The sequence below is a fragment of the Janthinobacterium sp. BJB301 genome, assembly GCF_002735685.1.
Taxonomy (GTDB): domain Bacteria; phylum Pseudomonadota; class Gammaproteobacteria; order Burkholderiales; family Burkholderiaceae_D; genus Janthinobacterium; species Janthinobacterium lividum.
Window position 1 is genome coordinate 166,063 of record NZ_PDZJ01000001.1, and the last position, 24,393, is coordinate 190,455.

The window sequence follows — 24,393 nt, forward strand, 5'->3', positions numbered from 1 at the left end:
CTTTCTTGCTTCTAATGTTCGTTAACGCACAGACCGTAGCCGCCGGCACAGGCATTCTGTGTCCAGACGCTCAGGATTCGTGGTGTTCTGGTATAAAAATTGCCAAGAACTTAACAATCCGGGCTACCGGCAATCGTTTAAAAGGAGTATTCAAATGCATGCAATGACTCAGTCTCACGTGAAGAGCGAATTAAAGGCAGCGCACCAGGAACTTCGTAGCCCCGAAAAAGGCTCGCAAATGGTAGAACGCGCAGCACCCATCCCCCCGGAACGCATGAATCCCATTTCCATGGCACCGATCGAGCGCGTGCGTTCGACGTCGGCCACCTTGCGCCGCATTGAAAACATGCAAAAGCTGATCGGCGAATTGTCGCTGCACGAGATGCTGGCCGACGAAATCGCGTGGTTCCTCAAGTTTTCGCCATCGGGCGCCCGCAAATACATCCGCGACCTGCGCGAAGCGGGCGTGATCGAACTGGCCCGCTACATCGAAGGCACCGCCACCTACCTGGGCAAGGCAGTGTACCAGCTGACGCCGGATCCTGAGCGCGTGCGCGCCTTCCTGGCCGCCATCGTTCAGCCAAAACGCGAAGGCGCGCCACCGCGCAAGGACCGTCCAGGCCTGCGCGAGCAAAGCATGGCAGGCAGCGGCCGTCACTTCCACATCCTGGCCGATGACACGCATTACGCCATCCGCGTCAACCGCGGTCCCGTGACGCGCGATCCCCTGGTTGCCGCTCTGTTTGGTGCACCACAGCAAAAGGCTGCAGAATAACGCTTGACCAAACCTACTGCGCGGCGCGCTTTGCGGCCTGCGATGCTCACCGTACTAGAGTACGGTTGCGCTTCTTAGCCACAAACCATCGCCGCTCGCTACGGTTTTGTCAGGCGTTGGAACGTTGTAATGAAAGAATGAAAGCCGGGTTGCAACCCGGCTTTTGGCGTTGGAGCCGGCCCTTTGATCTTGGCGGATTGAAAAGATGTTAATCAACCCCATGTGGGCTGGACTGCCCGCCCGTCCCGATGCGGGGTTCATTCGAAGGAGCTTGTCCTTGTCTGCCTACGCCGCCTTGTTATCGTGTCCGCCCCTGCCTTGCCTGAAACGGGCCGCCGCATGAATCCGCTGCTGTGGATCGCCCTCGTCACGGCCGCCATCGTGCTGTCGCTGTGGTTTCCCCGCTGGCGCTTGAAGCGGGCCCTGGCGAAACCCTTGCCGGCAGAAGGCTTGGCTGTGCTGGAAAACAATATTCCCGTCTACCGGCATATGCCGGCGCCGCTGCAGGAGCAATTGCGCCGTCTCGTCGTGCAATTCCTGTATCAAAAGAAATTCGTCGGTTGCGGCGGCCTGGAGATCACGGACGAGATGCGCTATACGATTGCCGGCCAGGCTTGCTTGCTGCTGCTGAACCGCCAGACGCAGGTATATCCCGAACTCGACACCATCCTCGTGTATCCCACGGAATTTATCGTCACGCGCGATGAAGTGGGGCCGGGCGGCGTGGTGACGCCCTCGGCGAACGGGCTATTGGGCGAATCCTGGGGCGATGGCCGCGTGGTGCTGGCCTGGGACCACGTGCAGCGGGGCGCGGCCGACTGGAGCGATGGCCACAATGTCGTGCTGCATGAGTTTGCGCATCAGCTCGACAGCGAATCGGGCGCCGCGAATGGCGCGCCCTACCTGCCCAGCGTGTCGAGCTATCGCAGCTGGGCCACCGTGCTGTCGCGCGACTTCGACAACTTGCGCCATGACGCCATGGTCCAGCAGCAAAGCGTGATGGACCATTACGGCGCCACCAATCCCGCCGAATTCTTTGCCGTGGCGACGGAAACCTTCTTTGAAAAGCCGTACCAGATGGCCGAGCACCACGAGGAGCTGTACGCGCAATTCTTGCAGTACTACAAGGTCGACCCGCGCGACTGGATGGCGCCGCCCGTGGAAGCCGAGCACATGGCCCCGCCGTTCCCCAACTACGCGCCGCACTGGTAAGTTTGGCTTTAACTCAACAACATCAGCCCAGCAGCCGCTGTTTCAGCGCGGGATAGCTGCTGCGCGACACGGGGATGCCCGTGCTGGTCTGCGTGTCGAGCGCATATTTGCCGCCTGCCGCGATCTGCAGCCGCTTGAAACCCAGGCTGTTGACGATGTAGGAGCGGTGCACGCGCAGGAAGTGGGGTGGCAGCAGGGCCATCAGCTTGTCGATAGGCAAGTCATGAAAACACTGTTCGCCGTTGCGCAGCACGATATTGCTGTAGTGGCCGTCGGCTTGCACGTGGTCGATGTCGGCCATGGCGATCCATTCCAGGGAACCGCGCTTCTTGACGGCCAGCGAGGCCGCTTCCGTGTGCCGCCCCGTGTAGCGTTGCAGCGCCTTGTGCAGCCGTTCGCGGCTGAACGGCTTGGCGACGAAGTCGAGCACGCCAAATTCGAACGCCGTGATCGAGCGTTCCGCGTGGGCCGAGACGATGATGGTCTGGAACGAAGCATTTTGGGCCAGGCGCAGCAGGTCATAGCCGTCCGCGCCATGCAGGTTCAAGTCCAGCAGCAGCAAGTCGATCCGGTCCTGCCCCTGCTCCTGCGCCAGGGCGGCCAAGGCTTGCGGCACATTGTCATGCAGCGCCAGCGCCGTCAGGCGCGCGCCGAAATGCGCGCGCACCTCGCGTTCGAGGCCCTGCGCGATCAGCGGTTCATCTTCCAGTATCAAGACATTCATGGCGCCGCCGGCAAGGTAAAGGTGAGGCGCCAGCCAGCCTGATGCTGTTCGCTCGCATAGCGGGCCGCATCGCCAAACACGGCTTGCAGGCTGGCGCGGATGTATTGTTCGCCCACGCCGCCGCCCGCGTGCGGGCGCGCCTCGCCTGCGGGCAGGGCCAGGGTAAGCACATGCGTTTGCGCATGTTGTGCGATGCGCAGGACAAACAGGGCGCCGTGGCGGTAGCGGTTGTGGCTGAACGCATTTTCCAGTGCCGTCAGCAACATGGCGGGCGGCACGGTGATGCCCGCCGCCTCGCCATCGAGTTGCAGGCTGCACGGCTGCTGCAGCCGCGTGCCCATGATGCTCAGGTAATTCGCGCACAGGGCCAGTTCCTGCGTCAGGGCAATGCTGGGCTGCTGCGCGAATTCGTTGAGCATGCGCAGCTCGGCGCCCAGCGCCTCGATGAAGGTTTCGGCTGACTGCGGCGATTGTGCGTTGAGTTCGCTGATCAGACTGAGGGAATTCATCAGGAAATGCGGTTGCATGCTTTTACGCAGGAGCTGGTTTTCCAGCTGCTGGGCGCGTGCCGCCTTGCTGCGCTCGCGCAGCAGCTGGGCCAGCAATTGCGCGCACAGGGGCAGCAGCAGGAAGCACACGACGAGGGCGAAGCCGCCTTCGGCAAACTGGCTGCCCGTCAGCAGGAACAGCGCGCACGAGGCCAGCGCGATCAAGGTGCCGCCGCGGCTGCCCGGCAGGCGGCGCCAAAGGGCGCCCAGGTTGAGCGCCAGGCTCGCTGCCAGGCCCGTCAGGAACATCAGCCAGCAGCGCGCGTCGAAATGCACGTGCAGCGCGCCGGCCAGCGCGATGCCCGCCAGCAGTACCGCCGCCGCCAGCGGCCAGCGCGGCAGGCGGTAAGCCGTATAGAAATACAGGGGCAGCAAGGCGGAAAACAGCCACGTCAGGGCGCTGACGGCATACAGGCGCGGCATGTGCCAGGGATAGGCATAGCCGGTCAAGCTGCGCCAGAGTTCCACCACCAGCAGCAGCGCCGCCACCAGGCACAGCGCGGCAAACATGGCCCAGTGACGCTGCCGCTGGTACAGCGCCGTGAGGGCCAGGAAGAGCGCTGCGACGGCGCCCAGCGCCCCGGCCAGGAGCAGTGGCGGCAGCCGGTACCAGGCCAGGCCCGCGCGGTAGTCTTGCCGGTCGACCAGGTACAGCGCATAAAATGGCGACGCCAGGTGGGCCGGCACGTGCTGCGTCGACAGCAGCAGGCGCAGGTGGTGCTTGCCCATGGCCAATTGTTGTGGCGTCAGGTGGATGGCGAAATCGATGTCGCCCGCGCGTTCCCCGCTGGCCTGGCGGGCCGGCTGGCCATTGCTGCCGATCAAGACACCATCCAGCCACAGTTCGCTGGAAGCCAGCGCCGACAGCACCAGCAACTGCGTCGACGACGGCGTGGCGGCCAGGTTGACCTCGCGCTCCACGCACAGCAACAGGCCCGGCTGGACCAGCTGCTGCAGCGAGGCGGGTGCGGACGGGGTGTTGCCGCAGGTGCGCCAGCCTTCGTCCAGCCAGAGCGGATGCATGGCGCAGGCGAAAGAGGGCACGGCCAGGCAGCAAGCAAGGCAGTACCGCAGCAGGGAGCGGAAGAAGGAGGGCATGGCGGGCATTGTAGCTGCTCATGTGCTACCCCTTTGCAACATTTTCATCAACGCCGGTGCCGTTCGTGCGGGCTGCGTGCATTTCGTGCACGGCCCGCCAACGGTGTGTGAAAGACATTTACCATGCATCAGCGCCGTGCTGTGCACACGGCCCTCACCATGGAATCATGACTATGCAAAGCAGCAAATACTACGGTTTCGCCGGCGCGCTGGCGCTGTTCTGCGGCATGGCGCAAGCCGCCTCCGCTCCCTCCGCTGGGCTGGCCGCGCGCCTGGCGGATTTCGATGGCTGGGCGGCCCGGCGCATGGGCGCGGAACGCATTCCGGGCGTGACCGTCGGTTTCAGCCAGGGCGACGTGGAATGGGTGAAGGGTTACGGTTATGCCGATCTGGAAAACCGCGTGCCGGCCACGGCCCAGTCCAGCTACCGGCTGGCGTCCGTCACCAAGCCCATGACGGCGGTGGCCATTTTGCAACTGGTGGAACAGGGCAAGATCGACCTGGATGTACCCGTGCAAACCTATGTGCCGTATTTCCCCGTCAAGCCGTTTCCCGTGACGGTGCGCCAGCTGCTGGGCCACCTGGGCGGCATCGACGCCTACCGCGACAGCAAAGTGGAACAGCATTTCAAGGAACACAAGGACACGCGCCAGTCCATCGCCGTCTTCGAACAGTTCGACCTGATCGCCGAACCGGGCACGCGCTTCCGCTACACCAGCTATGGCTACAACTTGCTGGGCGCCGTCATCGAGGGCGCTTCGGGCGAAAATTATGGCGGCTACATGCGGCGCCACGTGTGGGGGCCGCTGGGCATGGACGCCACCGTGCTGGATGACCCGGACGCCGTGATCGCACACCGCGTGCGCGGCTACCGGCTGGCCGGCAAGGAGTTGAAGAATTCCGAATTCGTCGACATCAGCAGCCGCTTTTCCGCCGGCGGCACGCGCGCCAGCGTGCCCGACATGCTGGCCTTCGGCCGGGGCGTCCACGACGGCAAGATCCTGTCGGCGGCCAGCGTGGCCGCCATGGTGCAGCCGATGGCCACGCGCGCGGGCCGCTTGACGAATTACGGCATGGGCTGGGAAATCCTGCCGACGGGCGGGCGCTATGCCATCGCCCACAGCGGCCAGCAGCCGGAAACCGTCACCTACCTGTACAGCTTTCCTTCGCGCAAGCTCACCATCGCCGTCGCCGCCAATCTCGAGCGCGTCAATCCCGAGGCCTTCGTGCAGCGCCTGTTCGAAGTGGTCACGGGCGAACCGTGGCAGCTGAACACGTATATTGCCGATGCGGGCGCGCAGCGCGCTTACCGGGTGGCGCAAGGCCTGTTCGAGGAAGGCAGGGCGCATGCCGAGCGCACGGATCAGGCATATGCCGATGCGGCCGCCACGCGCGAGGCATTTACGCAAATCAATCTGCAAGCGCTGGCGCCGGACGCCCAGGCGGCGCGCGCCTACATCGATGCGGCCCGCCATCCCGCAGGCGGCCGCGTGTTTCTCACGGCTGGCGCCAGCATGGCCAGGCAGCTGCGCGAGGCGGGCATCGACCTGAATCAATACTCGCGCGGCGGCGCGCTGGCATTTGCGCGCGACTATATCCTGTTGTCGCAAGGTACAAAGGCCGGTGCCTTGCCGCGCTTCGACGCCGCCTTCGAGCAAGCCATCGTGGCCCTGGCCAGCAGCTGGGATCGCACGGCCGCCATCGCCTGGCCGGCCGCACCCGCCTCGGCATCCATCGCCGCCCTGGATAGCCAGCTGCGCGCGGCCTTCCGCGGCCAGCGCGCCTATCCCGATTTCGTGCCCGAACTGCAGGAACTGGCGCAAGCGTCGTCCGCGCGCGGCGAGACGGATACGTCGCTGGCGGCCAGCCGCCTGGCCGTGGAGCTGTATCCGCTCAGCGACCGCGCGCATGCGCTGCAAGGCTTGACCTTGCTGCGCGCCGGCAAGACGGAGCCTGCCCTCGCCGCCCTGCGCCTGGCGCTGGAGCGCGACCCGCTGGGCGCGGCCAGTCCTGCGGCGCTGAACCTGGAAGCCTACCGTTTGAAAGGTAGCGGCGCCGTGTCGCAAGGCATGGCCGTGCTGCAGGCGGCCGTCAGCCTGCATCCGCGCGACGCGAATCTGCAGGATAGCCTGGCCGAGTTTTATGTGGAGCAAGGCTTGCGCCCACAGGCGGTGGCCGCCTATCGCCAGGCGCTGCAGCTCGACCCCCGCTATCCGGGCGCCGTGGGGGCAAAGGCGGCGATCATTCGCTTGGGCGGCGAGACGAAGGCGCTGGCGCCTTAGTTGATGTCTTCGCTGATGCCTTAGATGAATTCTGCATAAACATGGGTGAAAAGATTCCTTTTTGGAAATAAGCGTGCCGCGGTCTAATGGCGGCATTCATTATTCACCAGAGGAATTCCATGCAGACCCGTCTTCATTTCGCCGCGCTTCTTTTCACCTCCATCGCCTTCACCCAGGTGGCGCAAGCGGACCAGTTGGCCAGTATCAAGGCGAAGGGCGAGCTGGTCTGCGGCACTCTGGGCACGGATGAACCGAACAGTTTTATCGACGCCAAATCGCGCCAGCTGGTCGGCTATGAAGTGGACCTGTGCCGCGCCATCGCCCAGGGCCTGGGCGTCAAACCGGTGATCAAGCAGCTGGCCGTGGCCGCCCGCATTCCTGAATTGCAGCAGGGCCGCATCGATATCCTGACGGCATCGCTGACGCATAACAAGGAACGCGAAGCGCTGATCGACTTTTCCCTGTCCACGTTTTACACGGGCCAGCGCGTGCTGGTCAAAAAAAGCAGCAATATCACGACGGTTGCTGGCCTGGCCGGCAAGAAAGTGCTGACCGTCAAGGGCGGCACGCAGGAACCGAATATCCGCAAGGCCGTGCCCGGTGTGGATGTGGTGACGTTCGAGACGGCGGGCCAGGCTTACTTGGGCTTGCAGCAGGGCAAGGGCGTCGGCTATGTCGACGATGAAGTCTCCTTGCTGAATAACTACGCCAAGCTGGGCGCCGCGCAAAAGGATTACATTGTGCTGCCGCAAAACATCAGCCAGGAAGTGTTTGCCTTCGGCATCCGCAAGGGCGAGACGGGCGTGAAAACAGCCGTCGACCAGGTGCTGCGCGGCCTGGAAAAGTCGGGCGAGGCAGAAAAACTGTTCTTCAAATGGTATGGCCCGACGAGCAATGTGAAATTCCAGAAACGCACATTTAAAATTGAATCGGACAAGATCGACGCCTAAGCAAACCTACTGCGCGGCTCGCTTTGCGGCCTGCGATGCTCACCGTGCTCCAGCACGGTTGCGCTTCTTAGCCGCAAATCACTGCCGCTCGCTACGGTTTTCTTAGGCATCAATGATATTTCACCATCATGCTCCAATTTGATCTGAACTTTTTGCTGGCTGGCGACTACCGCGACTGGTTGCTGTCCGGCCTGCTGCTGTCATTGCAACTGATGGGCATTACCTTGCTCTTTTCCCTGCCGCTGGCGTGCGGTGTAGCCATGCTGCGCCTGGCGCCGTCGCGCCTGCTCAAGGGGCTGGGCGCCGCGTATGTCGAGCTGATCCGCAACGTGCCCTTGCTGGCCCACTTCCTGTTCTGGTATTTCGGCGCGCCCGAATTGTTGCCGGACTCCTGGAAGGAGCGCTTGTATGCCGGCAATATCGAAGCCGTCAGCGCCATCACGGCCCTGACTTTATATACGGCCGCCTACATGGCGGAAGACATCCGCAGCGGCATCCGCGCCATACCCGCCCAGCAATTCGAGGCGGGCAGGGCGCTGGGTTTCAGCTTTCTCGCCACCATGCGCCTGTGCATCGTGCCGCAGGCGCTGCGGCTGGCCGCGCCGCCGCTACTGTCGCAAACCCTGAATCTGTGGCAAAACACCAGCATCGCCACCGTCATCGGCGTGGCCGAGCTGATGTACCAGACGCAGCGCGTGGAAGCGGCCTCGTTCCGCAGCGTGGAAGCGTTCGTCTTCGCCAGCGCGGCGTATCTTGCCGTTTCGCTGGTGATCGCGGGCTTGGCGACCTTGCTGCAAAAGAAGGTGTCCTGATGCTGGAACTGATCCACGATTATTGGCTGTATTTCCTCGTCGGCCGCTATCCCGAGGGACCGCTGGGCGGCCTCGCGCTGACGGTGCTGCTGGCCAGCCTGGCGCTGGTGCTCAGCCTGCCGTTCGGCTTGCTGCTGGGGCTGGCGCGTCTGAGCCCCTGGCGGCTGCTGCGCTGGCCCGTCGCCGCGCTGATCCACGTGGTGCGGGGCATTCCCTTGCTGCTGGTGATCTTCTGGGCGTATTTCTTCCTGCCCAGCATCACGGGTCACGAAAGCGGTCAGTTCGGCACCATGCTGGCGGCCCTCGTCATCTTTGACGGCATTTATCTGGCGGAAATCGTGCGCGCCGGCGTGCAAGCCGTGCCCAAGGGGCAAGTGGAGGCGGCCCGTTCCCTGGGCTTGACATATCTGGACAGCATGCGCCAGGTCGTCCTGCCGCAGGCGCTGCGCCACATGCTGCCGTCATTGGTCAACCAGTTCGTCTCGACCATCAAGGAAACCTCGCTGGGATACATCATCGGCCTGGCCGAAGTGTCGTTCATCGCTTCGCAAGTGAACGGCCTGGTGCTGACGAAACCCGTGCAAGTGTATTTCCTGCTGGGCATGACCTATTTTGTCTTGTGTTTCAGCCTGTCGCGCGCGGCCTTCTGGCTCGAGCGGCGCCAGGCGCGTCTCTTGAAAGCGGCTGCATGATCACCTTTGACAACGTCAACAAATACTATGGCGACTATCACGCCTTGAGCGGCATCAATGAGCAAGTCGCCAAGGGCGAGGTGCTGGTCGTGTGCGGGCCGTCCGGCTCCGGCAAGTCGACCCTGATCCGCACCATCAACCGTCTGGAACCGATCGCTTCGGGCCGCATCACGGTGGCGGGCCAGGACATTTATGCGCCGGGGCTGGACGTGAATGCCTTCCGTTCGCATATCGGATTTGTTTTCCAGCAATTCAACCTGTTTCCCCATCTTTCCGTGCTGGACAATTGCGCGCTGGCGCCGCAGCGCTTGCGCGGCTTGACCCGGCGCGAAGCGGAAGAGCGGGCGCTGGCCCTGCTGGAACGGGTGGGTCTGGCGCACAAGGCGCGCGCCATGCCGTCAGCCCTGTCGGGCGGGCAGCAACAGCGGGTGGCCATCGCCCGAGCGCTGGCCATGCAGCCGCCGCTGATGCTGTTCGACGAACCTACCAGCGCGCTGGACCCGGAAATGGTGGGCGAGGTGCTGCAAGTGATGCGCGACCTGGCGCAGGGCGGCATGACGATGGTGTGCGTGACGCATGAAATGGGTTTTGCGCGCGAAGTGGCGGACCGGGTCTGGTTCATGGACCATGGGCAAGTGCTGGAACGGGCCACGCCCGACGAATTCTTTGCGCGGCCGCAACATGCGCGCGCACAGCAATTCCTGTCGGATATCCGCAGCCCCTTCAGCGCGTCTGCTTGAGTGAGCATATGATTGGGCATGGGAGTAAGCGGCTGTGTGCGTAAGCGAACGGTATCCTGGCGTTGTCTGGCGCACGCTATCGAGGCGGCGCATGGTGCGCCAGCAGCCGACGAGGAGGGCCGTATCATGTCACGCATCATCGCAGGTCATTTTCAGTTGCAGGAGCAGATCGACGTCGCGCGCGCCGCGCTGAACCAGGCGGGCTTTTCCGACAGCCGCATCAGCGCCTTTTTTGTCAACCAGCCGGGGCAGCATGATCTGCATGCGCTTGGCGGCGACCGCGACATGTCGCCGGGCGCCAAAGAGACGCCGGAGGGCGTGGTGGAAGGCGTGGCCGTCGGGGCCGCCGTGGGCGCGGGCATCGGCGCGGTCACCACCCTGGCGACGGGGCCGCTGGGCCCGGTGGTGGGGGCGCTGGTGGGCGCCCACGTGGGTTCGCTCTACAGTTTCAATAAGATGAAGGACGCGGGCGAAGCCGAAAAGAATGGCGAAAGCAATGGCGAAAACCGCCGCCAGCCACGCCATCCGGGCATGCTGATCGCCGTGGCGCTGGGCGGCCTCGACGAGCGCGAACGGGCGCTCGAGGCGCTGCACCGGCTCGGCGCCGAGCATATCGAGGAAGCGGAAGGCACGATCGCCAATGGCGACTGGCATGATTTCGATCCGCTCAGCATTCCCGTGCTGGTGGCGTGAATCGGCGCGCCAGCCGTGCAATATGCATAAATGCCGCGCTGCATGAAATTTAGGTATGATCCTTGTTAGTATTCGTAATTATTGGTAAACAATGCCGACAGGGATAGTTTCCGCGCGCCCGAAGTGACACTGGACCAAGGTGACTGCCTGTAGTACTTGCCTCGCATGCTAACGAGTATGGATAGGAGGTCGCGTCATGACACAGGCATGGTTCATTCTGACACGGGCCGATGGGCGCGACATCTGTGCGCCCTCGCCGGCACAGTTGGCCGATGCGCTGGCCGAGGTCTACCGCGGTGGCGGCGTCGCGCCGGACGGCAGCCCGGCCGCCGTCCTGTTGCGCTTTGGCTACGACGATGGCTTGATGTATCAGGTCGAAGTCGCTAGCGGAGGCGAAGTCACTTTCGAGGAATGGTCGGACCGCGATTGCGAAATCGCCCTCGCCAGTCCGCGCCACATGTCGGCCCTGCCGCAGGGCGACGCCCTGCAACTGTGGCAGTGGCTGGCGCAGCGCCAGGTGGCGAAGATCCGCAGTCTGCCATGGCAGGGCGGCTAGCCCGCCGCTTTCACTCGTCCCTAGTGCGCCATCAGCACGGGGATGGTCATGCTTTGCAGGATCGTGCGCGTGACGCCGCCGAGAATCGTTTCGCGCAGGCGCGAATGGCCATACGCTCCCATCACCAGCAAGTCGGCCGACAGGTCGGCTGCCTGCGACAGCAGCGCTTCGCCGATATCGCCGCGCCGCACGCCCCCGCCATCGAGCAAATGCAGCCGTGCTTCCACGCCGTGTCGCGCCAGGTAGTGCGTCAGTTCCGCGCCCGGCTGTTCGCCATGTTCGGCCGCGTGCACCTGGGCATCGAAGATGGCCACGTGGACTTGTCCGGCGCGTTGCAGCAGGGGCAGGGCGGCGCTCACGGCGCGGCTCGCTTCCTTGCTGGCATTCCAGGAAATGAGCACATTGCGCGCCGCTGCCGGCGGCGCCAGCAGGGGTAGCGGCGGCGCATACGGCACGATCAGCACGGGACGGCCCGAATGCAGCAGCACATAGGCGGGAAAGTCGCGCATCACGGACGGCGATTTATCCTTGGCATTGTATTGGCTGATGACGACCAGGTCAGCATAGCGGGCCAGCAGGCTGATGCCGCCCGCCGCCTCGTCGTCGAGCACGCGCTGCTCGAACGAGGCGACGCCGGCCGCGCGCACCTGCGCCTCGAAACCGTCGAGGGCGCGCGTCGCCCGTTCCCGCAGGAAATTCAAATGCAAGCTCAGGTTCGGATCCGCATCGAGGTCGGGCTGGTTCTGGTACAGCAGGCGCGACACGCCCGTCAGCGCCACGCCCGTCAGGTGGCCGCCGCACGCCTGGGCGATGCTGGCCGCCGCTTCGATGCGGGCGGCGCGCCCGGCGCTGTCGTCGATGTGGAGCAATACGGTCTTGTACGTCATGGCCTGTCCTCTCGCTGTGCAGTAGGGATCATTCTGGCACAGTCCGGGGTGCCGGCCGCGCACGACTGCGGCCGGCGCTTGCCGCCTCAGCTCATGGCGATGATGATGATGTCGGCGTCGCAGTTACGGTAGTGAATCACGATGACGATGATGCGCCGCAATTGCGCCGCCTTTTGCGCCACCTCCGCCATGGCGCGGCTGGCGCGGTTCTTCATCGTCACCTGCACTTGCGAGGCATCGCTGACGGGGATGCCCATGGCTTTCAGCGCCGCTTTCGGATTGGCCATCAGGGCCAGCGCATGCTGTGGATCGAGCTCCGCCTGATGCACCGATTCCACGTCGCTCATGCCGGGATTGATGTCGTTGAACAAGTCCCTCAATGCTTCTGTGTCGTCCTGGATTTCCATCGCGCTCTCCTTGTGAGTCTTACCTTCAAGCAAAGTCTGCACGGCTTGCCTGTCGAGGTGCCATCACCTCACGGCTGAGTGTAATTTTGACAATTTTTCATGCGTGGATGCAGCGCAGGCAGACGCTGCTATATGCGGGCTCAGCCTTTGATATGGCGCAATGCCGCTTTCAAAAGTGCCACTTACACTTGATCCCACGCAGAACATCCATAACAAGCGGGAGAGACAGCAATGAATGAACAAAAAGTAGCGCTGGTCACGGGTGGCATGGGCGGCCTGGGCACGGCCTTGTGCCGCCGCCTGCATGCGGCGGGCTTTGCCGTCGTGGCGGCGCATACGCCGGGCAATGCCCGCGTGGAAAGCTGGCTCGACAAGCAGCGGTCACAGCAGTATTATTTTCACCCGCTGGCCATCGACGTGGGCGATTTCGATGCCTGCAGCGAGGCCGTGGCAAGCGTGCTGGCGCAGTTCGGCCGGATCGACGTGCTGGTCAACAACGCCGGCATCACGCGCGACCAGAGCATGCGCAAGATGGAATTGCCGCACTGGGCCGAGGTCATGCGCACCAATCTCGACAGCCTGTTCAACATGAGCAAGCAGGTGCTCGAGCCGATGCTGGCTAACCGCTGGGGCCGCATCATCAATATCTCGTCCGTCAATGGCCAGAAGGGCGCGTTTGGCCAGTGCAACTACGCGGCGGCCAAGGCGGGCGTGCATGGCTTCAGCAAGGCGCTGGCGCTGGAAGTGGCGCGCCACGGCATCACCGTCAACACGGTGTCGCCCGGCTATCTGCGCACGCAGATGGTGACGGCCGTGCCGGCCGAGATCCTGGAAACGAAGATCCTGCCGCAGATTCCCCTGGGCCGATTGGGCGAACCGGACGAGGTGGCGGCCCTGGTCGCTTATCTGGCGTCCGACGAGGCGGCATTTGTCACGGGCGCGAATATCGCCATCAATGGCGGACAGCACATGAGTTGATCCCGCGTGCAGCTGGATACGTGAAGCAGGGCAATGGCAGTAGAGGAGACCCGTCCATCCAGCCGGCGCACAGACGCTGGCGGGGGCGGCTGGCAGCATGGTCGTCACGCTGGAAAACAGGGGGCAGGGCAGCGATGCCTTGCCCTTTGTCGTGGCGCAGCCGTCATGGCACTGCCACGCTACTCAGCGCTGGGTTTTTTCCAGCCGCGTCTGGCAATCGATGCACAGGCGTGCTTCGGGGCGCGCGTTCAGGCGCGACAGGCCGATGGCTTCGCCGCAGTTGTCGCACAGGCCGTAGCTGCCGTCGGCAAACTTGGCCAGCGCGTGCTTGATGATGGCCAGCTGCGCCAGGTTGTGTTCGGCCGCTTCGCTGACGAGGGCGTTCAAGGTGCGCACGCTGGCGTTGTCGGCCGGCGAGGCTTCGATTTCATTGAGCAGCGAGGCGCGCGCATCCGCTTCCGCCGTTTCATTCTCGATCTGTTCCAGCAACGCCAGCTTGCGTTGCTCCAGCACGCCCTGCAGACGCTGCAGCTGGTCTTGCGGCAATCCATTCATGGTTGTCACCCGGTAGAGGTTACTTCCATCATGGTAGTCCAAGATTGGCGACTCTGCTTGCGCTACCACCCGCGCCGCGTTTGACGCGGCGCAGGCTGGCAGCGGCCGTTCTATGCTGGTTCCTTGAGGCAGTTGACCATCCAGGCCACGCCGAACTGGTCTTTCAGCATGCCGAAGCGTTTGGCCCAGAACGTTACTTCCAGGGGCATCTGGATGTTGCCGTCACGCGCCAGCGCGTCGAAGACCCGTTCCGCCTCTTCCGGCGTATCGACGGTCAGGCAGATCGCGCTGCCGCTCATGCCCTTGGCGCCATCTTCGCTGCAGCCGCCGTCCGAGCCCATCAGCATGGTGGGTCCCAGCTGCACGGAGCCGTGCATGATCTTGTCATACCAGTCTTCCTTGACCTGGTCCTGGCCCGGGCTGCCCCGATACGGCATCAGGCACAGGTCCGTGCCATGCAGGTGCTGGCGATAGTATTCCAGCGCTTGCGCGCAGTTTCCATCGAATTGCAAATACGGTTCGATACGCATGTTGGTCTCCTCTGGTCATCGCCCCGCAGGCACGATTGCCAGGCGGGGCCGTCCCAGTATAGGCGCTTGCCGGCCGATTTCAATCAGTCCGGCGCCATCTCTTGCAGCCGCTCACGCACCCTGCCCAGAGTGGCGAGGATGCGCTCGGGGTTGCCGGCGAGGACGGCGCTGCCCAGGTGCAACAAGCTCGTCGCCAGGCTGATCCAGTGCCGCACGTCGTCGTTGCGGGCGATGCGCAGGCGCACCGTGTCGAGCAGGCCGCTGAGCTGGCGCTGCGCCGTTTCCAGGCCCGCCACGGTGTGTCCTGCGGCATCGGCATACAGCTGGTTGGCTTGTTGGCGCAAGGCCACTTCCAGGGCGAAGACGGCTTGCGCCTGGCTGTGGCTGATGCCATTGGCGCCCTGGCTGGCGCGCTTGCGGATGGCGCGCATGACGGCGCCGTGCAAGGTGACGGCCGCCTGCGACAGGCTGTCGGCCAGTTGCTCGACGCGCATGGCGCTGCTGAGAGCCGCTTCGCGGCGTTCGCTGCTGCTGCCTACCGATCCGTCCATCTTGCCTCCGTGGTGGTGAGGGTGGCAGCGAGCTGCGCGTGTTCGCGACCCAGTGCCGCCAGTTGCCGGCGCGCCAGGGTATGGCGCAGGCCAACCAGGCGGTATTCCTCGGTTTTGCTTTGCTGCATGTTTTTCTCCAGCACGGCCAGCAGGCGTTGCTGCGGCGTGTCCGCATAGGCGATTTCCACGTCGAGCAAGCCGAGCACCATGTCGCGCTCGTTATCGCCGCTTTTGTCGTACAGCGCCAGCAAGCTGTCGAGCGCGGCCAGCAGGGCTTGCAGCGGCGCGTCGCCCTCGTGCAGCACTTGCGCCAGGTGCGCCTGCTGGCTGGCCGCGCCGCCCAGGCGCGACAGTTGCTGCAGCAGCAAGGTATAGGCGCTGATATGGCGGTCGTCGATGCCGCTGCCTGGCCAGGCGCGGATGGCGGCGCCGGCGCCGGCCAGTTCGGACTGCACGTCATACGCATCGGCATTGGCCAGCCGGCCCAGCGCCTGTAGGTACAGGCGCACGGCCTGCGCCAGACGCGCCACGTCCGCCTGCGCGGCGCGGCGCTGCGCATCGAGCAGGCGTTCGCGCGCATCTTCGGCGGGCGACAGATAGGGGCGGGCGCGCTGGTAAGTGTCCACGTGGCGCTGCGACAGTTCGTTGAAGGCGGTCAAGGCATCGGTGCCGGCGGCCAGGGCACGCACTTGCGCCAGCTCGGGGCGCGAAGTGGTGCAGCCGCACAGCACGGCAGCCAGGAAGAGGCTCAGGTACAGCTTCAGGCAAAGGGCGCGGCGATGGCGGGCGGGCAGGGTGGACACGGCACCTCTCGACAGGAAATACTGTATGGAAAGGTATTGTCGTGCCGGCTTGCGCCGCCCGCCTTGTGCGGGCGCAAGCGCGCTGCGATCAGGCGCCCAGCGTGCCCGCTGTGCCCGTCAATTGCTCGCGCCAACCCAGTCCCGCGACGGTATCGCTGGCGGGGCGGTATTCGCAGCCGACCCAGCCTGCGTAGCCGACCTGGTCCAGCAGCTTGAACACATGGCGGTAGTTGATCTCGCCCGTGCCCGGTTCGCGGCGGCCCGGCGTATCGGCGATCTGGATATGGCGGATCAGGGGCAGCATGGCGCGGATGGTGTTGCTCAGCTCGCCCTCCATGCGCTGCATGTGATAAACGTCGTATTGCAGGAAGATATTGCTGCGCTGGCAGTCGGCGATGATGTCGGCCGCCTGCTGGCTATGGTTCAGAAAGTAACCGGGCATGTCGTAGCGGTTGATGGGCTCGATCAACACGTTGATGCCATGCGGACGGCAGGCGTCGGCCGCAAATTGCAGGTTGCCGATCAGGCTTTGCCGCGCCCGCTCCAGGCTCATGCCGGGCGGCACGATGCCGGCCATGCAGTGCAACTGCTTCGCCCCCAGCGCCAGCGCATAGTTGAGCGCCAGTTGCACGTTGCCGCGGAATTCCTCGCCCCGGCGCGGATCGCAGGCAATGCCCCGCTCGCCGTGCTCCCAGTCGCCTGGCGGGAAGTTGAAGACGGCCAGCTGCAGCTGGTGGCGTTCCAGCCGCATGGCGATCTGCCGCGCCTCGACGGCATAGGGGAACAGGAATTCGACGGCATCGAAGCCCGCTTGCCTGGCGGCGGCAAAGCGGTCGAGGAAGGGCAGTTCGGTAAACATCATGCTGAGGTTGGCAGCGAAGTTCGGCATGGCAGCACGCAGGTGAGGACGATGGATACTATCCTAGCCCAAATCGGCAAATGGTGGCGTGCATAAAAAAACCGTTCCAGAAGCAAGTCCTGGAACGGTTTTTATCGTCTTTTTGATAAAGACAAACGCTGCCTGAAAGCGTAGCGAGCGGGAGTGATATTGCGTCGAGTCGCGCAGCCGTACAAGAGTACGGCGAGCAACGCAAACGCAATAGCGCCCCGCGCAGTAGCTTTCAGGCCGCGTTTTAGCGGCCGCGGCCGCCGGATCTGTGGTTCGCCGCCGAACGCGGCGCATTGCCCGAACGGTTGCCGCCGCCACCGCCGCCCGATGGGCCGGCGCTGCGTGGCTTGGCGCCGCTGCCGCCGGTTTTCACGCGCACGACGGCGCCGGCTGGCGCGCGGCTGTTGTTGCGGTGGCCGCCGGTGCCGCTGCGCAATTGCACAGGCTGGGCGCGGGCGTTCAGGTCGGGCTCGAAGCCCGGGATGACTTCGCGCGGCAGGGTTTGCTTGATCAGCTTTTCGATGTCTTTCAACATTTCGTGCTCATCCACGCAGACCAGCGACACGGCTTCGCCCTTGGCGCCGGCACGGCCCGTGCGGCCGATACGGTGCACATAGTCTTCCGGAATGTTCGGCAAGTCGTAGTTGACGACGTGCGGCAATTGGTCGATATCGATGCCGCGCGCGGCGATGTCGGTGGCGACCAGCACTTGCAAGGTGCCATCCTTGAACTCGGACAGCGCGCGCGTGCGTGCCGACTGGCTCTTGTTGCCGTGGATGGCCAAGGCGCCGATGCCGTCCGCGCCCAGTTGCTCGACCAGTTTATTGGCGCCATGCTTGGTGCGCGTAAATACCAGCACTTGCGTCCAGTTGTTCGACTTGATCAGGTAGGACAGCATCGGGTGTTTCTTGTCGCGGTCGACCGGATGGATCTTTTGCTTGATCACTTCGACGGTCGAATTGCGGCGCGCCACTTCGATCATGGCTGGCTTGTTCAGCAAGCCGTCGGCCAGGGCCTTGATCTCTTCCGAGAACGTGGCCGAGAACAGCAGGTTCTGGCGTTTTGGCGGCAGCACGGCCAGCACTTTCTTGATGTCGCGGATGAAGCCCATGTCCAGCATGCGGTCGGCTTCGTCCAGGATCAGGATTTCCACTTTCGACAGGTCGACGGTGCCCTGGCCCATATGGTCCAGCAAACGGCCCGGCGTGGCGACGAGGATGTCGACGCCATGCTTGAGCTGCTTGATTTGCGGGTTGATGCCGACGCCGCCGAAGATCACGGTCGAGTTCAATTTGGTGTATTTGCTGTAGGCGCGCACGCTTTCCTCGACCTGCGCGGCGAGTTCGCGCGTCGGGGCCAGGATCAGGGCGCGGATCGGGCGCGTCGAGGTGTTGCTGGTGATGGACGCGCCATTGGCGTCCGTCGACAGGCGGTGCAGCACGGGCAGGGTAAAGCCGGCCGTCTTGCCGGTGCCGGTTTGTGCACCGGCCAGCAAGTCGCCGCCAGCCAGCACGGCGGGAATCGCCTGCGACTGGATCGGGGTCGGCACGGTGTAGCCGTGTTCGGTAACGGCACGTACGATAGCGTCGGACAATCCGAGGGAGGAAAAGGACATGGTAACTTTATTGTGAGATCGGCCTGTCGCCATCGTGGGGCGCCAGTCGCAGGCAATCAGATTAGGGGTCGAAAGACAGCGGCAAGGGGACTGGTCATATGTGCCGCACACGCGAAGTATAACAGCCTGGCAAAAACGCGCCTGTTTTGTTTCAGCTTTGCAATGCCGCAAGTAAAGAAAAGGGTGCCTAGTCGTCGATCTCGTCGACGGTGTAGCGCACGCCCTGCGCATCGAGCCAGGCGCGCAGGGCTTCAAGGCCGTGCCACGGGTCCGGTCGCAGGTGCTGGCATATATACAGGCCGGCGTCCGTCAGCCTGGCGTCCGTGTCCGGCATGGCGCCTGATGCCGGCGGCAGCGCCGCCAGCAGCGGTGCGATGTGCTGGCGCTGTTCCGGCGTCAGGCTGGCCGTGACCCTGAATTCAAATCCCATGTTTTCTCCTGGATGCGCGGGCTGCCGCCGCGGTTATTTTTCATCATCGAAGAAATCGAATATAACTTCGCATTCTTTCCGTTTTTGTTTTCAAAGTATCTCGTCCATACTGCATAGCACTGGCCCGGCACACACAGCGTGACGCAAGGGCAGGAGCAGAAACATCATGCAACGACATCTTTTTTCATGTTCAATTATTTTCACTAAGGAAACCATCATGCCTATCGCCACCGCCCAAGCCGCACAAAAACTGCTGACCCCGAACGATCATACCCTGATCATGATCGACCACCAGTCACAGATGGCGTTCGCCACCCGTTCCATCGACCTGGCCCTGCTGCGCAACAATGCGGCCCTGGTGGCCAAGGCGGCGGCGGAATTCAAGGTGCCGACGATCCTGACGACGGTGGCAGCCAAATCGTTCTCCGGCCCTATTTTTGACGAAATCCAGTCCGTCTTCCCCGAACAGGCGCCGATCGACCGCACCAGCATGAATACCTGGGAAGATGCGCGCATCGCCGACAAGGTGAATGGCTACGGCAAGGGCAAGATCGTGCTGGCCGGCCTGTGGACCTCCGTCTGCATCGTGGGACCAGCCCTGTCGGCGCTGGAGCAGGGCTTCGAGGTCTACGTGATCGCCGACGCCAGCGGCGACGTCTCCGACGAAGCGCATGCGATGGCCATGCAGCGCATGATACAGGCGGGTGCGCAGCCGATGACGTCCGTGCAATACTTGCTGGAACTGCAGCGCGACTGGGCCCGTGGCGAGACCTACAACGAGACGGTGGCGACGGCCGTGGCGCACGGCGGCGGCTATGGCCTGGGCCTGATCTACGCCAAATCCATGTTCAACGCCAGCGAAGGCCATTGATTGTTCACTGACTCCGGTTCCGCCGCCTGCCGGCGGGACCGTGTTTTCACCTGATTCGGGAGTTCCCATGCACGTAAACACGATCTTGCTCAATGGCCGTTTCCATACGGTCGACAGGGCGCAGCCGCTGGCGTCCGCCGTCGCCATCGCCGATGGCAAATTTCTCGCCGTGGGCGACGTTGAAGACGTGATGCGCCATCGCGGCCCCGCCACGCAGGTGATCGACCTGGCTGGCCGCACGGTGATTCCCGGCCTGAACGACTCGCACCTGCACCTGATCCGCGGCGGCTTGAACTACAACCTGGAATTGCGCTGGGAAGGCGTGCCTTCGCTGGCCGACGCCTTGCGCATGCTGAAAGAACAGGCGCTGCGCACGCCGAATCCGCAATGGGTGCGCGTGGTGGGCGGCTGGACGGAATTCCAGTTCGCGGAAAAGCGCATGCCCACGCTTGATGAAATCAACGCGGCCGCGCCGGACACGCCCGTCTTCATCCTGCACTTGTATGACCGCGCCCTGCTGAACCGCGCCGCCCTGCGCGCCGTCGGCTACGACAGGAACACGCCGAACCCGCCGGGCGGCGAAATCGTGCGCGACGGGGCCGGCAACCCCACCGGCTTGCTGATCGCCCGCCCGAACGCCATGATCCTGTATGCGACCCTGGCGCAAGGCCCCAAGCTGCCGCTGGAATTGCAGGTGAACTCCACGCGCCAGTTCATGCGCGAGTTGAACCGGCTCGGCATCACCAGCGCCATCGACGCGGGCGGCGGCTTCCAGAATTATCCCGAGGATTACGCCGTCGTCGACGAACTGGCGCAAAAAGAGCAGCTGACGATACGCATCGCCTACAACCTGTTTACGCAAAACAAGGGCGCGGAATTGCAGGACTTCCAGAAGTGGACGGGCATGATCAAGCCGGGCGACGGCACGGACTTTTACCGCCACAACGGCGCCGGCGAAATGCTGGTGTTTTCCGCCGCCGACTTCGAGGATTTCCTCGAACCGCGTCCCGAGCTGGCGGCCGGCATGGAAGACGAGCTGGAAAAGGTCGTGCGCCACCTGGTCGAGCAGCGCTGGCCGTTCCGCCTGCACGCCACCTATGACGAATCGATCAGCCGCATGCTCGACGTGTTTGAAAAGGTCAACCGCGACACGCCGTTCGGCGGCCTGCACTGGCTGTTCGACCACGCGGAAACCATCAGCCCCCGCAATATCGACCGGGTCAGGGCGCTGGGCGGCGGCCTGGCCATCCAGCACCGTATGGCGTTCCAGGGCGAATATTTTGTCGAGCGCTATGGCCCCGATGCGGCGAAAGCCACGCCGCCCGTGCAGCGCATGCTGGACGCGGGCGTGCCCGTGGGCGGTGGCACGGATGCCACGCGGGTGGCCAGCTACAACCCGTGGACGGCGCTGTACTGGCTGGTCTCGGGGCGCACCGTGGGCGGCCTGGCCCTGACGGATGCGGCGGGCAGATTGTCGCGCGATACGGCGCTGGAACTGTGGACGGCGGGCAGCGCCTGGTTCTCGAGCGAGCAAGGCAAGAAGGGGCGCATCCGCGAGGGCATGCTGGCCGATTTGAGCGTGCTGTCGGCCGATTACTTCGCCGTGCCGGAAGAAGCGATCAAGTCCATCGAATCCGTGCTGACCATGGTGGGCGGCAAGATCGTCTACGGCCAGGCGGAATTTACCCATCTTGCGCCGCCCTTGATTCCCGTGCTGCCCGAATGGTCGCCCGTGCGCACGGTGCCGGGACACTACCGTCCCGTGGCCAGGCCGGCGCAAGCGCAAGCCATGCTGCCGCACCAGTGCGCGGGCGCCTGCGGCGTGCATGCGCATGCCCACGACCGGGCGCGCACATCGGCCGTGCCGATCAGCGATTTTTCCGGTTTCTGGGGCACCTTGGGCTGCAGCTGTTTCGCCTTTTAGCGGCTGGCCAGGCGTTATTTGGAAATGCGCAGAATGGCCGAGGCCAGCCGGGTGAAGCAGGGACTCAGGTCGCTGTCGCTGGCCGCATAGCAGTACAGGCCCACGGGTTCGGCCGGCTTGCGGCAAGCCGCTTTCGCATCGGTGGTATTGGCCAGGCAGCGCAGCAAGTCTTCGCCCAGCTCGTTGTCCGGCCCTTCCTTGGTTTTCAGCGAGGCGCCCATGCCCAGGGTAAAGACGAAAATGCCTTCCTGGCGCGCTTTTGCCGCCATCGCTTCGACCAGGTTGCGCGAGGCGCGGTGCACATTCGTCCATTGCGCCTGCGCCGTCGCGGTGGAAGCGGTCACGACGCGGGGCGAGTTGGTGACGATGGGAAACTCGCGCAGCGCCGCGTCGTTGGCGTGGGCGGCGTCATTCGTCGCGTTATACCATGCGGGAAGCGCGGTGATCTGGCTGGCGGCGCAATCGCCGTACTGGAGCGTGTCGCTCACTTTCATCCGGTACAGGCCTGCCAGCGCCGGGTTTTGCAGTTTCGGAAAGGTGGCGAGCCCGCCCGCCGTCTGGCATTTGCCGCCGGCATTGGGAAAGTACGAGGAAAACGCCGCCGGCGAGCCATCGGAGAAAAACACGATGACGCGCAGGCTGGAGCGGTTGACCTGCTCGATGTCGTTCAGCTGTTTGCGCGCCTGGAACATGCCGGCGGAAGAGTTGGTGCCGCCGACAAAGGCGAATTGATCGATCTTTCCACCTTTCATGGTCATGCCGCCGCGGTCGAAGCCGCGCTCGATCTGCCTGATCGGGACGTCGATTTGCGCTTCCGAGGCGAAGTGCAGCAAACCGACCCGGTCGACCGTGGCGTTGAACTTGTTCAGGAAGGACTTGCCCGCCGCCCGCACGGCGTCCGCATTGTGTTCCAGCGAACGCGACGTATCCATCACCAGCACCATGTCCAGGTCCTTGCGGATGGTTTGCGCGCTGGCGGCCACCTCCAGGGTCTTGAAGCCGAGTACGCCCATCAGCGAGACGGGCAGCGAGGCGCTGGCCGAGACGTCGATGGTGACGGTGCCCTTGTCGAACGTGACGTCGACGGGATGGAGGGTCGGCGTCGACAGCAGGAAGTGGTCCGGATAATTGACTTCAAAAAAATCCCTTGCCGACTGGCGCGCCCTGGTCCGCTGTTCTTCTTCCGAGTTGCCCGCAGTGACGCCGCGCGCCGCCGCCAGGCTGGCCGCGTCGACGGCCGCGTTGAGCTTGGCCTTGACGAAGTAGCCTAGGGCCGAATCGATGGCCAGCCCCACGGAGGCGATCAGGACGACGGTCGACAGCGCCACCATGACCAGTACTTGCCCGCCTTGCCGCTGGTGTGGAATGCGCATCAGAATACCGTCATCGAAGTCAGGTTGGGCGCCAGCACGGGCGTCGTGCTGTTGCCAAATTTCAATGTGCCGAACAGCATGTCGAAATTGTAGAAAGTTTCCACGGCGTAGATCAGTTCGCCATCGGCCAGCTGGCTCTGCATCAATGACACCGTCGGGGCGTATTCGTCCTTGGCGATGCCGGTGCACGTGCCATCGCGCCAGCTGCCGCATTGCCACACCTGGCTGGCGGGCAGGTAGCCGCTGGCCTTTGCGCCGGCGTCCCAGCGGTACTGTTCCAGCACGATATTGCGCAAGCCGCTCTGCGCCGTGTAGCCCATGATCTTGGTGATGTAGATCATGCCGCGCCCGTGCATGTCCAGCGGCGGCGTGCTGGCGGCCAGCGCGTTCATGATGCCCTGGCTGGAGCCGCTCAGGTCGGACGTGGCGCGCGCGGACAGGTTGGCGCCTTCGCGGCTGATATTGAGCAGGATAGTCTTGGCCTGGATGGCGCGCGACAGGTCAACCAGCATGAACAGCAGCAAGGCCAGCAAGGGCAGCACGATGGCAAATTCGATGGCGGCGATGCCACGCGCGGCGCGGCGCGGAAAACGGGGAGTGGGCGCGCGCATCACAGGCCGCCAAAGCTTTCATTGCGCATGGTGGCGGCCACCACGAAATGCGCCTGGCCGTCGCGGAACAGGGCACGGATCAAAGGCGTGGCAAACGCCCAGCGGCAATCGACGGAAATGACGACGATATCGCCGGCCTGGCCGAACATGGCGGCGCCCACCGCATCGCTGCCGTTGACGGAGATCACGGGGCTGACCTTGTCATACATGCCCATGGAGCTGTCGCGTATCTTTTGCATGACGGCGTGGTAGCGCTGCTGGTTGGCGCTGTCGGGGTCGAGGTCCTTGGCCCCCGTGACGGCATAGCGCGCCCCTTCGCGCACCGCGTGCTGCATGGTCATATTGGCAAAATAAGCCATGCTCAATTCAATGATGCCGATTATCAGCATGAGAAAGACCGGTGTTATCAGGGCCAATTCGACCAGGGTGGCGCCAGCCTGTCCGCTGTGCTTGCGGAATATGCGGGAATCGGCCTGTTTTAAGCGCATGGGAATAATCCGGTTAAGGTCCGCGATGACGAATGTCGGGCGGATGGCATTGCGCCATTTGACTGGCAATTATTCTATATCGATTTTCAATGGCGTGTCCGCCATTTAAATTATTACAGGTCAAGATAATCGCAATTAACTGCGTTATTTCAAACGTGCCGGCCCCGTCGCTACAGGGCCGGGAGTAATATGCGCGGGTATGAAAACAGGCCTGGTGTCAGGATTGTCCTGCGTGCAGGCAAGGACTTGTTTTGCAAGGTGATGCAACAAAAATGCTGCAATGTAAGCAACAGCAGCGGTGGCAGCAGCGATGGCGCGCCAGCGGCGCGTCCGCCCTGGCCACGCTGCCCATCCATCGGCACACGCCCGGCATGCGGCGACCGCTGCCGTGGGGCACGC

At 63.8% G+C, this 24,393-nt stretch carries 26 protein-coding genes; 12 read left to right on the forward strand and 14 right to left on the reverse strand.

Annotated features, from left to right (window positions below):
- Positions 1-274: 274 nt before the first annotated feature.
- Positions 275-775, forward strand: coding sequence for a winged helix-turn-helix domain-containing protein (locus tag CSQ91_RS00790; protein WP_010396453.1), 501 nt, complete (start codon positions 275-277; stop codon positions 773-775).
- Between the two features lie 339 nt (positions 776-1,114).
- Complete coding sequence (locus CSQ91_RS00795) at positions 1,115-1,987, forward strand: zinc-dependent peptidase (protein ID WP_092612503.1); 873 nt, start codon at positions 1,115-1,117, stop codon at positions 1,985-1,987.
- 22 nt (positions 1,988-2,009) lie between these two features.
- Here CSQ91_RS00795 and CSQ91_RS00800 read toward each other — a convergent pair whose 3' ends face one another.
- Both CSQ91_RS00800 and CSQ91_RS00805 read right to left on the reverse strand, forming a co-directional pair.
- A complete protein-coding gene (locus tag CSQ91_RS00800; protein ID WP_070278608.1) occupies positions 2,010-2,711 on the reverse strand; it encodes a LytR/AlgR family response regulator transcription factor in 702 nt (233 codons plus the stop codon).
- Positions 2,708-4,366, reverse strand: a complete 1,659-nt coding sequence (locus CSQ91_RS00805) for a histidine kinase (RefSeq protein ID WP_099387117.1) — start codon at positions 4,364-4,366, stop codon at positions 2,708-2,710. The genes CSQ91_RS00800 and CSQ91_RS00805 overlap by 4 nt, the downstream gene beginning before the upstream one ends.
- Positions 4,367-4,530: 164 nt before the next feature.
- Between CSQ91_RS00805 and CSQ91_RS00810 the strand changes: the two genes are divergently transcribed.
- From CSQ91_RS00810 to CSQ91_RS00840, 7 genes are all read left to right on the forward strand, one after another.
- A complete protein-coding gene (locus CSQ91_RS00810; protein ID WP_180278309.1) occupies positions 4,531-6,639 on the forward strand; it encodes a serine hydrolase domain-containing protein in 2,109 nt (702 codons plus the stop codon).
- 119 nt (positions 6,640-6,758) lie between these two features.
- Positions 6,759-7,589 (forward strand): transporter substrate-binding domain-containing protein, encoded by an 831-nt coding sequence (locus CSQ91_RS00815; protein WP_034786287.1) that lies wholly within the window; start codon positions 6,759-6,761, stop codon positions 7,587-7,589.
- A gap of 128 nt (positions 7,590-7,717) precedes the next feature.
- Positions 7,718-8,401: an amino acid ABC transporter permease gene (locus tag CSQ91_RS00820; RefSeq protein ID WP_099387119.1), complete on the forward strand. Its 684-nt coding sequence runs from the start codon at positions 7,718-7,720 to the stop codon at positions 8,399-8,401.
- Positions 8,401-9,093 (forward strand): amino acid ABC transporter permease, encoded by a 693-nt coding sequence (locus CSQ91_RS00825; protein ID WP_034786282.1) that lies wholly within the window; start codon positions 8,401-8,403, stop codon positions 9,091-9,093. The genes CSQ91_RS00820 and CSQ91_RS00825 overlap by 1 nt, the downstream gene beginning before the upstream one ends.
- Positions 9,090-9,833, forward strand: a complete 744-nt coding sequence (locus tag CSQ91_RS00830; protein ID WP_099387120.1) for an amino acid ABC transporter ATP-binding protein — start codon at positions 9,090-9,092, stop codon at positions 9,831-9,833. The genes CSQ91_RS00825 and CSQ91_RS00830 overlap by 4 nt, the downstream gene beginning before the upstream one ends.
- A gap of 126 nt (positions 9,834-9,959) precedes the next feature.
- A complete protein-coding gene (locus CSQ91_RS00835) occupies positions 9,960-10,526 on the forward strand; it encodes a glycine zipper domain-containing protein (RefSeq protein ID WP_070278622.1) in 567 nt (188 codons plus the stop codon).
- 196 nt (positions 10,527-10,722) lie between these two features.
- Complete coding sequence (locus tag CSQ91_RS00840) at positions 10,723-11,082, forward strand: hypothetical protein (RefSeq protein ID WP_034786275.1); 360 nt, start codon at positions 10,723-10,725, stop codon at positions 11,080-11,082.
- Between the two features lie 20 nt (positions 11,083-11,102).
- Here CSQ91_RS00840 and CSQ91_RS00845 read toward each other — a convergent pair whose 3' ends face one another.
- The gene (locus tag CSQ91_RS00845; protein ID WP_034786273.1) at positions 11,103-11,969 is read right to left on the reverse strand and encodes a universal stress protein; all 867 of its coding nucleotides are present in this window, start codon (positions 11,967-11,969) and stop codon (positions 11,103-11,105) included.
- Positions 11,970-12,055: 86 nt separating this feature from the next.
- Positions 12,056-12,376, reverse strand: a complete 321-nt coding sequence (locus tag CSQ91_RS00850) for a hypothetical protein (RefSeq protein WP_034786271.1) — start codon at positions 12,374-12,376, stop codon at positions 12,056-12,058.
- 231 nt (positions 12,377-12,607) lie between these two features.
- Here CSQ91_RS00850 and phbB point away from each other — a divergent pair, with 231 nt between their 5' ends.
- The gene (gene phbB / locus CSQ91_RS00855) at positions 12,608-13,354 is read left to right on the forward strand and encodes an acetoacetyl-CoA reductase (protein ID WP_099387121.1); all 747 of its coding nucleotides are present in this window, start codon (positions 12,608-12,610) and stop codon (positions 13,352-13,354) included.
- A 183-nt stretch (positions 13,355-13,537) separates the two neighbouring features.
- Here the strand turns inward: phbB and CSQ91_RS00860 are convergent, their stop codons facing one another.
- The 7 genes from CSQ91_RS00860 to CSQ91_RS00890 all read right to left on the reverse strand — a co-directional run bounded on the left by CSQ91_RS00860 (position 13,538) and on the right by CSQ91_RS00890 (position 18,727).
- On the reverse strand, positions 13,538-13,909 hold the full coding sequence (locus CSQ91_RS00860) for a TraR/DksA family transcriptional regulator (RefSeq protein WP_070278630.1): 372 nt from the start codon (positions 13,907-13,909) through the stop codon (positions 13,538-13,540).
- A gap of 110 nt (positions 13,910-14,019) precedes the next feature.
- Positions 14,020-14,439, reverse strand: a complete 420-nt coding sequence (locus CSQ91_RS00865; protein ID WP_034786265.1) for a VOC family protein — start codon at positions 14,437-14,439, stop codon at positions 14,020-14,022.
- Between the two features lie 83 nt (positions 14,440-14,522).
- Positions 14,523-14,990: a hypothetical protein gene (locus tag CSQ91_RS00870; protein WP_052140479.1), complete on the reverse strand. Its 468-nt coding sequence runs from the start codon at positions 14,988-14,990 to the stop codon at positions 14,523-14,525.
- Positions 14,975-15,793, reverse strand: a complete 819-nt coding sequence (locus tag CSQ91_RS00875) for a hypothetical protein (RefSeq protein WP_099387122.1) — start codon at positions 15,791-15,793, stop codon at positions 14,975-14,977. The genes CSQ91_RS00870 and CSQ91_RS00875 overlap by 16 nt, the downstream gene beginning before the upstream one ends.
- A gap of 88 nt (positions 15,794-15,881) precedes the next feature.
- Positions 15,882-16,682 (reverse strand): 2-oxo-tetronate isomerase, encoded by an 801-nt coding sequence (gene otnI, locus CSQ91_RS00880; protein ID WP_099387123.1) that lies wholly within the window; start codon positions 16,680-16,682, stop codon positions 15,882-15,884.
- A gap of 244 nt (positions 16,683-16,926) precedes the next feature.
- Positions 16,927-18,297, reverse strand: a complete 1,371-nt coding sequence (locus CSQ91_RS00885) for a DEAD/DEAH box helicase (RefSeq protein ID WP_034786262.1) — start codon at positions 18,295-18,297, stop codon at positions 16,927-16,929.
- A 187-nt stretch (positions 18,298-18,484) separates the two neighbouring features.
- Entirely contained in the window at positions 18,485-18,727 is a 243-nt protein-coding gene (locus CSQ91_RS00890) for a hypothetical protein (protein WP_070278636.1), read from the reverse strand.
- A 217-nt stretch (positions 18,728-18,944) separates the two neighbouring features.
- Between CSQ91_RS00890 and CSQ91_RS00895 the strand changes: the two genes are divergently transcribed.
- Entirely contained in the window at positions 18,945-19,598 is a 654-nt protein-coding gene (locus CSQ91_RS00895; RefSeq protein WP_092718713.1) for a hydrolase, read from the forward strand.
- A 67-nt stretch (positions 19,599-19,665) separates the two neighbouring features.
- Complete coding sequence (locus CSQ91_RS00900) at positions 19,666-21,522, forward strand: amidohydrolase (RefSeq protein ID WP_099387124.1); 1,857 nt, start codon at positions 19,666-19,668, stop codon at positions 21,520-21,522.
- 14 nt (positions 21,523-21,536) lie between these two features.
- Here CSQ91_RS00900 and CSQ91_RS00905 read toward each other — a convergent pair whose 3' ends face one another.
- The 3 genes from CSQ91_RS00905 to CSQ91_RS00915 are packed head-to-tail and all read right to left on the reverse strand — an operon-like array spanning position 21,537 to position 23,994.
- Positions 21,537-22,895 carry a VWA domain-containing protein gene (locus CSQ91_RS00905; RefSeq protein WP_099387125.1) on the reverse strand — a complete coding sequence of 453 codons (1,359 nt, stop codon included), beginning with the start codon at positions 22,893-22,895 and terminating at the stop codon, positions 21,537-21,539.
- On the reverse strand, positions 22,895-23,506 hold the full coding sequence (locus tag CSQ91_RS00910; protein WP_034786251.1) for a TadE/TadG family type IV pilus assembly protein: 612 nt from the start codon (positions 23,504-23,506) through the stop codon (positions 22,895-22,897). The genes CSQ91_RS00905 and CSQ91_RS00910 overlap by 1 nt, the downstream gene beginning before the upstream one ends.
- The gene (locus CSQ91_RS00915; protein WP_034786390.1) at positions 23,506-23,994 is read right to left on the reverse strand and encodes a TadE/TadG family type IV pilus assembly protein; all 489 of its coding nucleotides are present in this window, start codon (positions 23,992-23,994) and stop codon (positions 23,506-23,508) included. The genes CSQ91_RS00910 and CSQ91_RS00915 overlap by 1 nt, the downstream gene beginning before the upstream one ends.
- Positions 23,995-24,393: the final 399 nt, after the last annotated feature.

Bases quoted from the DNA above. Each gene is read 5' to 3' on its own strand.
- CSQ91_RS00790 (WP_010396453.1), top strand. From the start codon at position 275: ATGAATCCCATTTCCATGGCACCGATCGAGCGCGTGCGTTCGACGTCG.
- CSQ91_RS00795 (WP_092612503.1), top strand. From the start codon at position 1,115: ATGAATCCGCTGCTGTGGATCGCCCTCGTCACGGCCGCCATCGTGCTG.
- CSQ91_RS00800 (WP_070278608.1), bottom strand. From the start codon at position 2,711: ATGAATGTCTTGATACTGGAAGATGAACCGCTGATCGCGCAGGGCCTC.
- CSQ91_RS00805 (WP_099387117.1), bottom strand. From the start codon at position 4,366: ATGCCCGCCATGCCCTCCTTCTTCCGCTCCCTGCTGCGGTACTGCCTT.
- CSQ91_RS00810 (WP_180278309.1), top strand. From the start codon at position 4,531: ATGCAAAGCAGCAAATACTACGGTTTCGCCGGCGCGCTGGCGCTGTTC.
- CSQ91_RS00815 (WP_034786287.1), top strand. From the start codon at position 6,759: ATGCAGACCCGTCTTCATTTCGCCGCGCTTCTTTTCACCTCCATCGCC.
- CSQ91_RS00820 (WP_099387119.1), top strand. From the start codon at position 7,718: ATGCTCCAATTTGATCTGAACTTTTTGCTGGCTGGCGACTACCGCGAC.
- CSQ91_RS00825 (WP_034786282.1), top strand. From the start codon at position 8,401: ATGCTGGAACTGATCCACGATTATTGGCTGTATTTCCTCGTCGGCCGC.
- CSQ91_RS00830 (WP_099387120.1), top strand. From the start codon at position 9,090: ATGATCACCTTTGACAACGTCAACAAATACTATGGCGACTATCACGCC.
- CSQ91_RS00835 (WP_070278622.1), top strand. From the start codon at position 9,960: ATGTCACGCATCATCGCAGGTCATTTTCAGTTGCAGGAGCAGATCGAC.
- CSQ91_RS00840 (WP_034786275.1), top strand. From the start codon at position 10,723: ATGACACAGGCATGGTTCATTCTGACACGGGCCGATGGGCGCGACATC.
- CSQ91_RS00845 (WP_034786273.1), bottom strand. From the start codon at position 11,969: ATGACGTACAAGACCGTATTGCTCCACATCGACGACAGCGCCGGGCGC.
- CSQ91_RS00850 (WP_034786271.1), bottom strand. From the start codon at position 12,376: ATGGAAATCCAGGACGACACAGAAGCATTGAGGGACTTGTTCAACGAC.
- phbB (WP_099387121.1), top strand. From the start codon at position 12,608: ATGAATGAACAAAAAGTAGCGCTGGTCACGGGTGGCATGGGCGGCCTG.
- CSQ91_RS00860 (WP_070278630.1), bottom strand. From the start codon at position 13,909: ATGAATGGATTGCCGCAAGACCAGCTGCAGCGTCTGCAGGGCGTGCTG.
- CSQ91_RS00865 (WP_034786265.1), bottom strand. From the start codon at position 14,439: ATGCGTATCGAACCGTATTTGCAATTCGATGGAAACTGCGCGCAAGCG.
- CSQ91_RS00870 (WP_052140479.1), bottom strand. From the start codon at position 14,990: ATGGACGGATCGGTAGGCAGCAGCAGCGAACGCCGCGAAGCGGCTCTC.
- otnI (WP_099387123.1), bottom strand. From the start codon at position 16,682: ATGCCGAACTTCGCTGCCAACCTCAGCATGATGTTTACCGAACTGCCC.
- CSQ91_RS00885 (WP_034786262.1), bottom strand. From the start codon at position 18,297: ATGTCCTTTTCCTCCCTCGGATTGTCCGACGCTATCGTACGTGCCGTT.
- CSQ91_RS00890 (WP_070278636.1), bottom strand. From the start codon at position 18,727: ATGGGATTTGAATTCAGGGTCACGGCCAGCCTGACGCCGGAACAGCGC.
- CSQ91_RS00895 (WP_092718713.1), top strand. From the start codon at position 18,945: ATGCCTATCGCCACCGCCCAAGCCGCACAAAAACTGCTGACCCCGAAC.
- CSQ91_RS00900 (WP_099387124.1), top strand. From the start codon at position 19,666: ATGCACGTAAACACGATCTTGCTCAATGGCCGTTTCCATACGGTCGAC.
- CSQ91_RS00905 (WP_099387125.1), bottom strand. From the start codon at position 22,895: ATGCGCATTCCACACCAGCGGCAAGGCGGGCAAGTACTGGTCATGGTG.
- CSQ91_RS00910 (WP_034786251.1), bottom strand. From the start codon at position 23,506: ATGCGCGCGCCCACTCCCCGTTTTCCGCGCCGCGCCGCGCGTGGCATC.
- CSQ91_RS00915 (WP_034786390.1), bottom strand. From the start codon at position 23,994: ATGCGCTTAAAACAGGCCGATTCCCGCATATTCCGCAAGCACAGCGGA.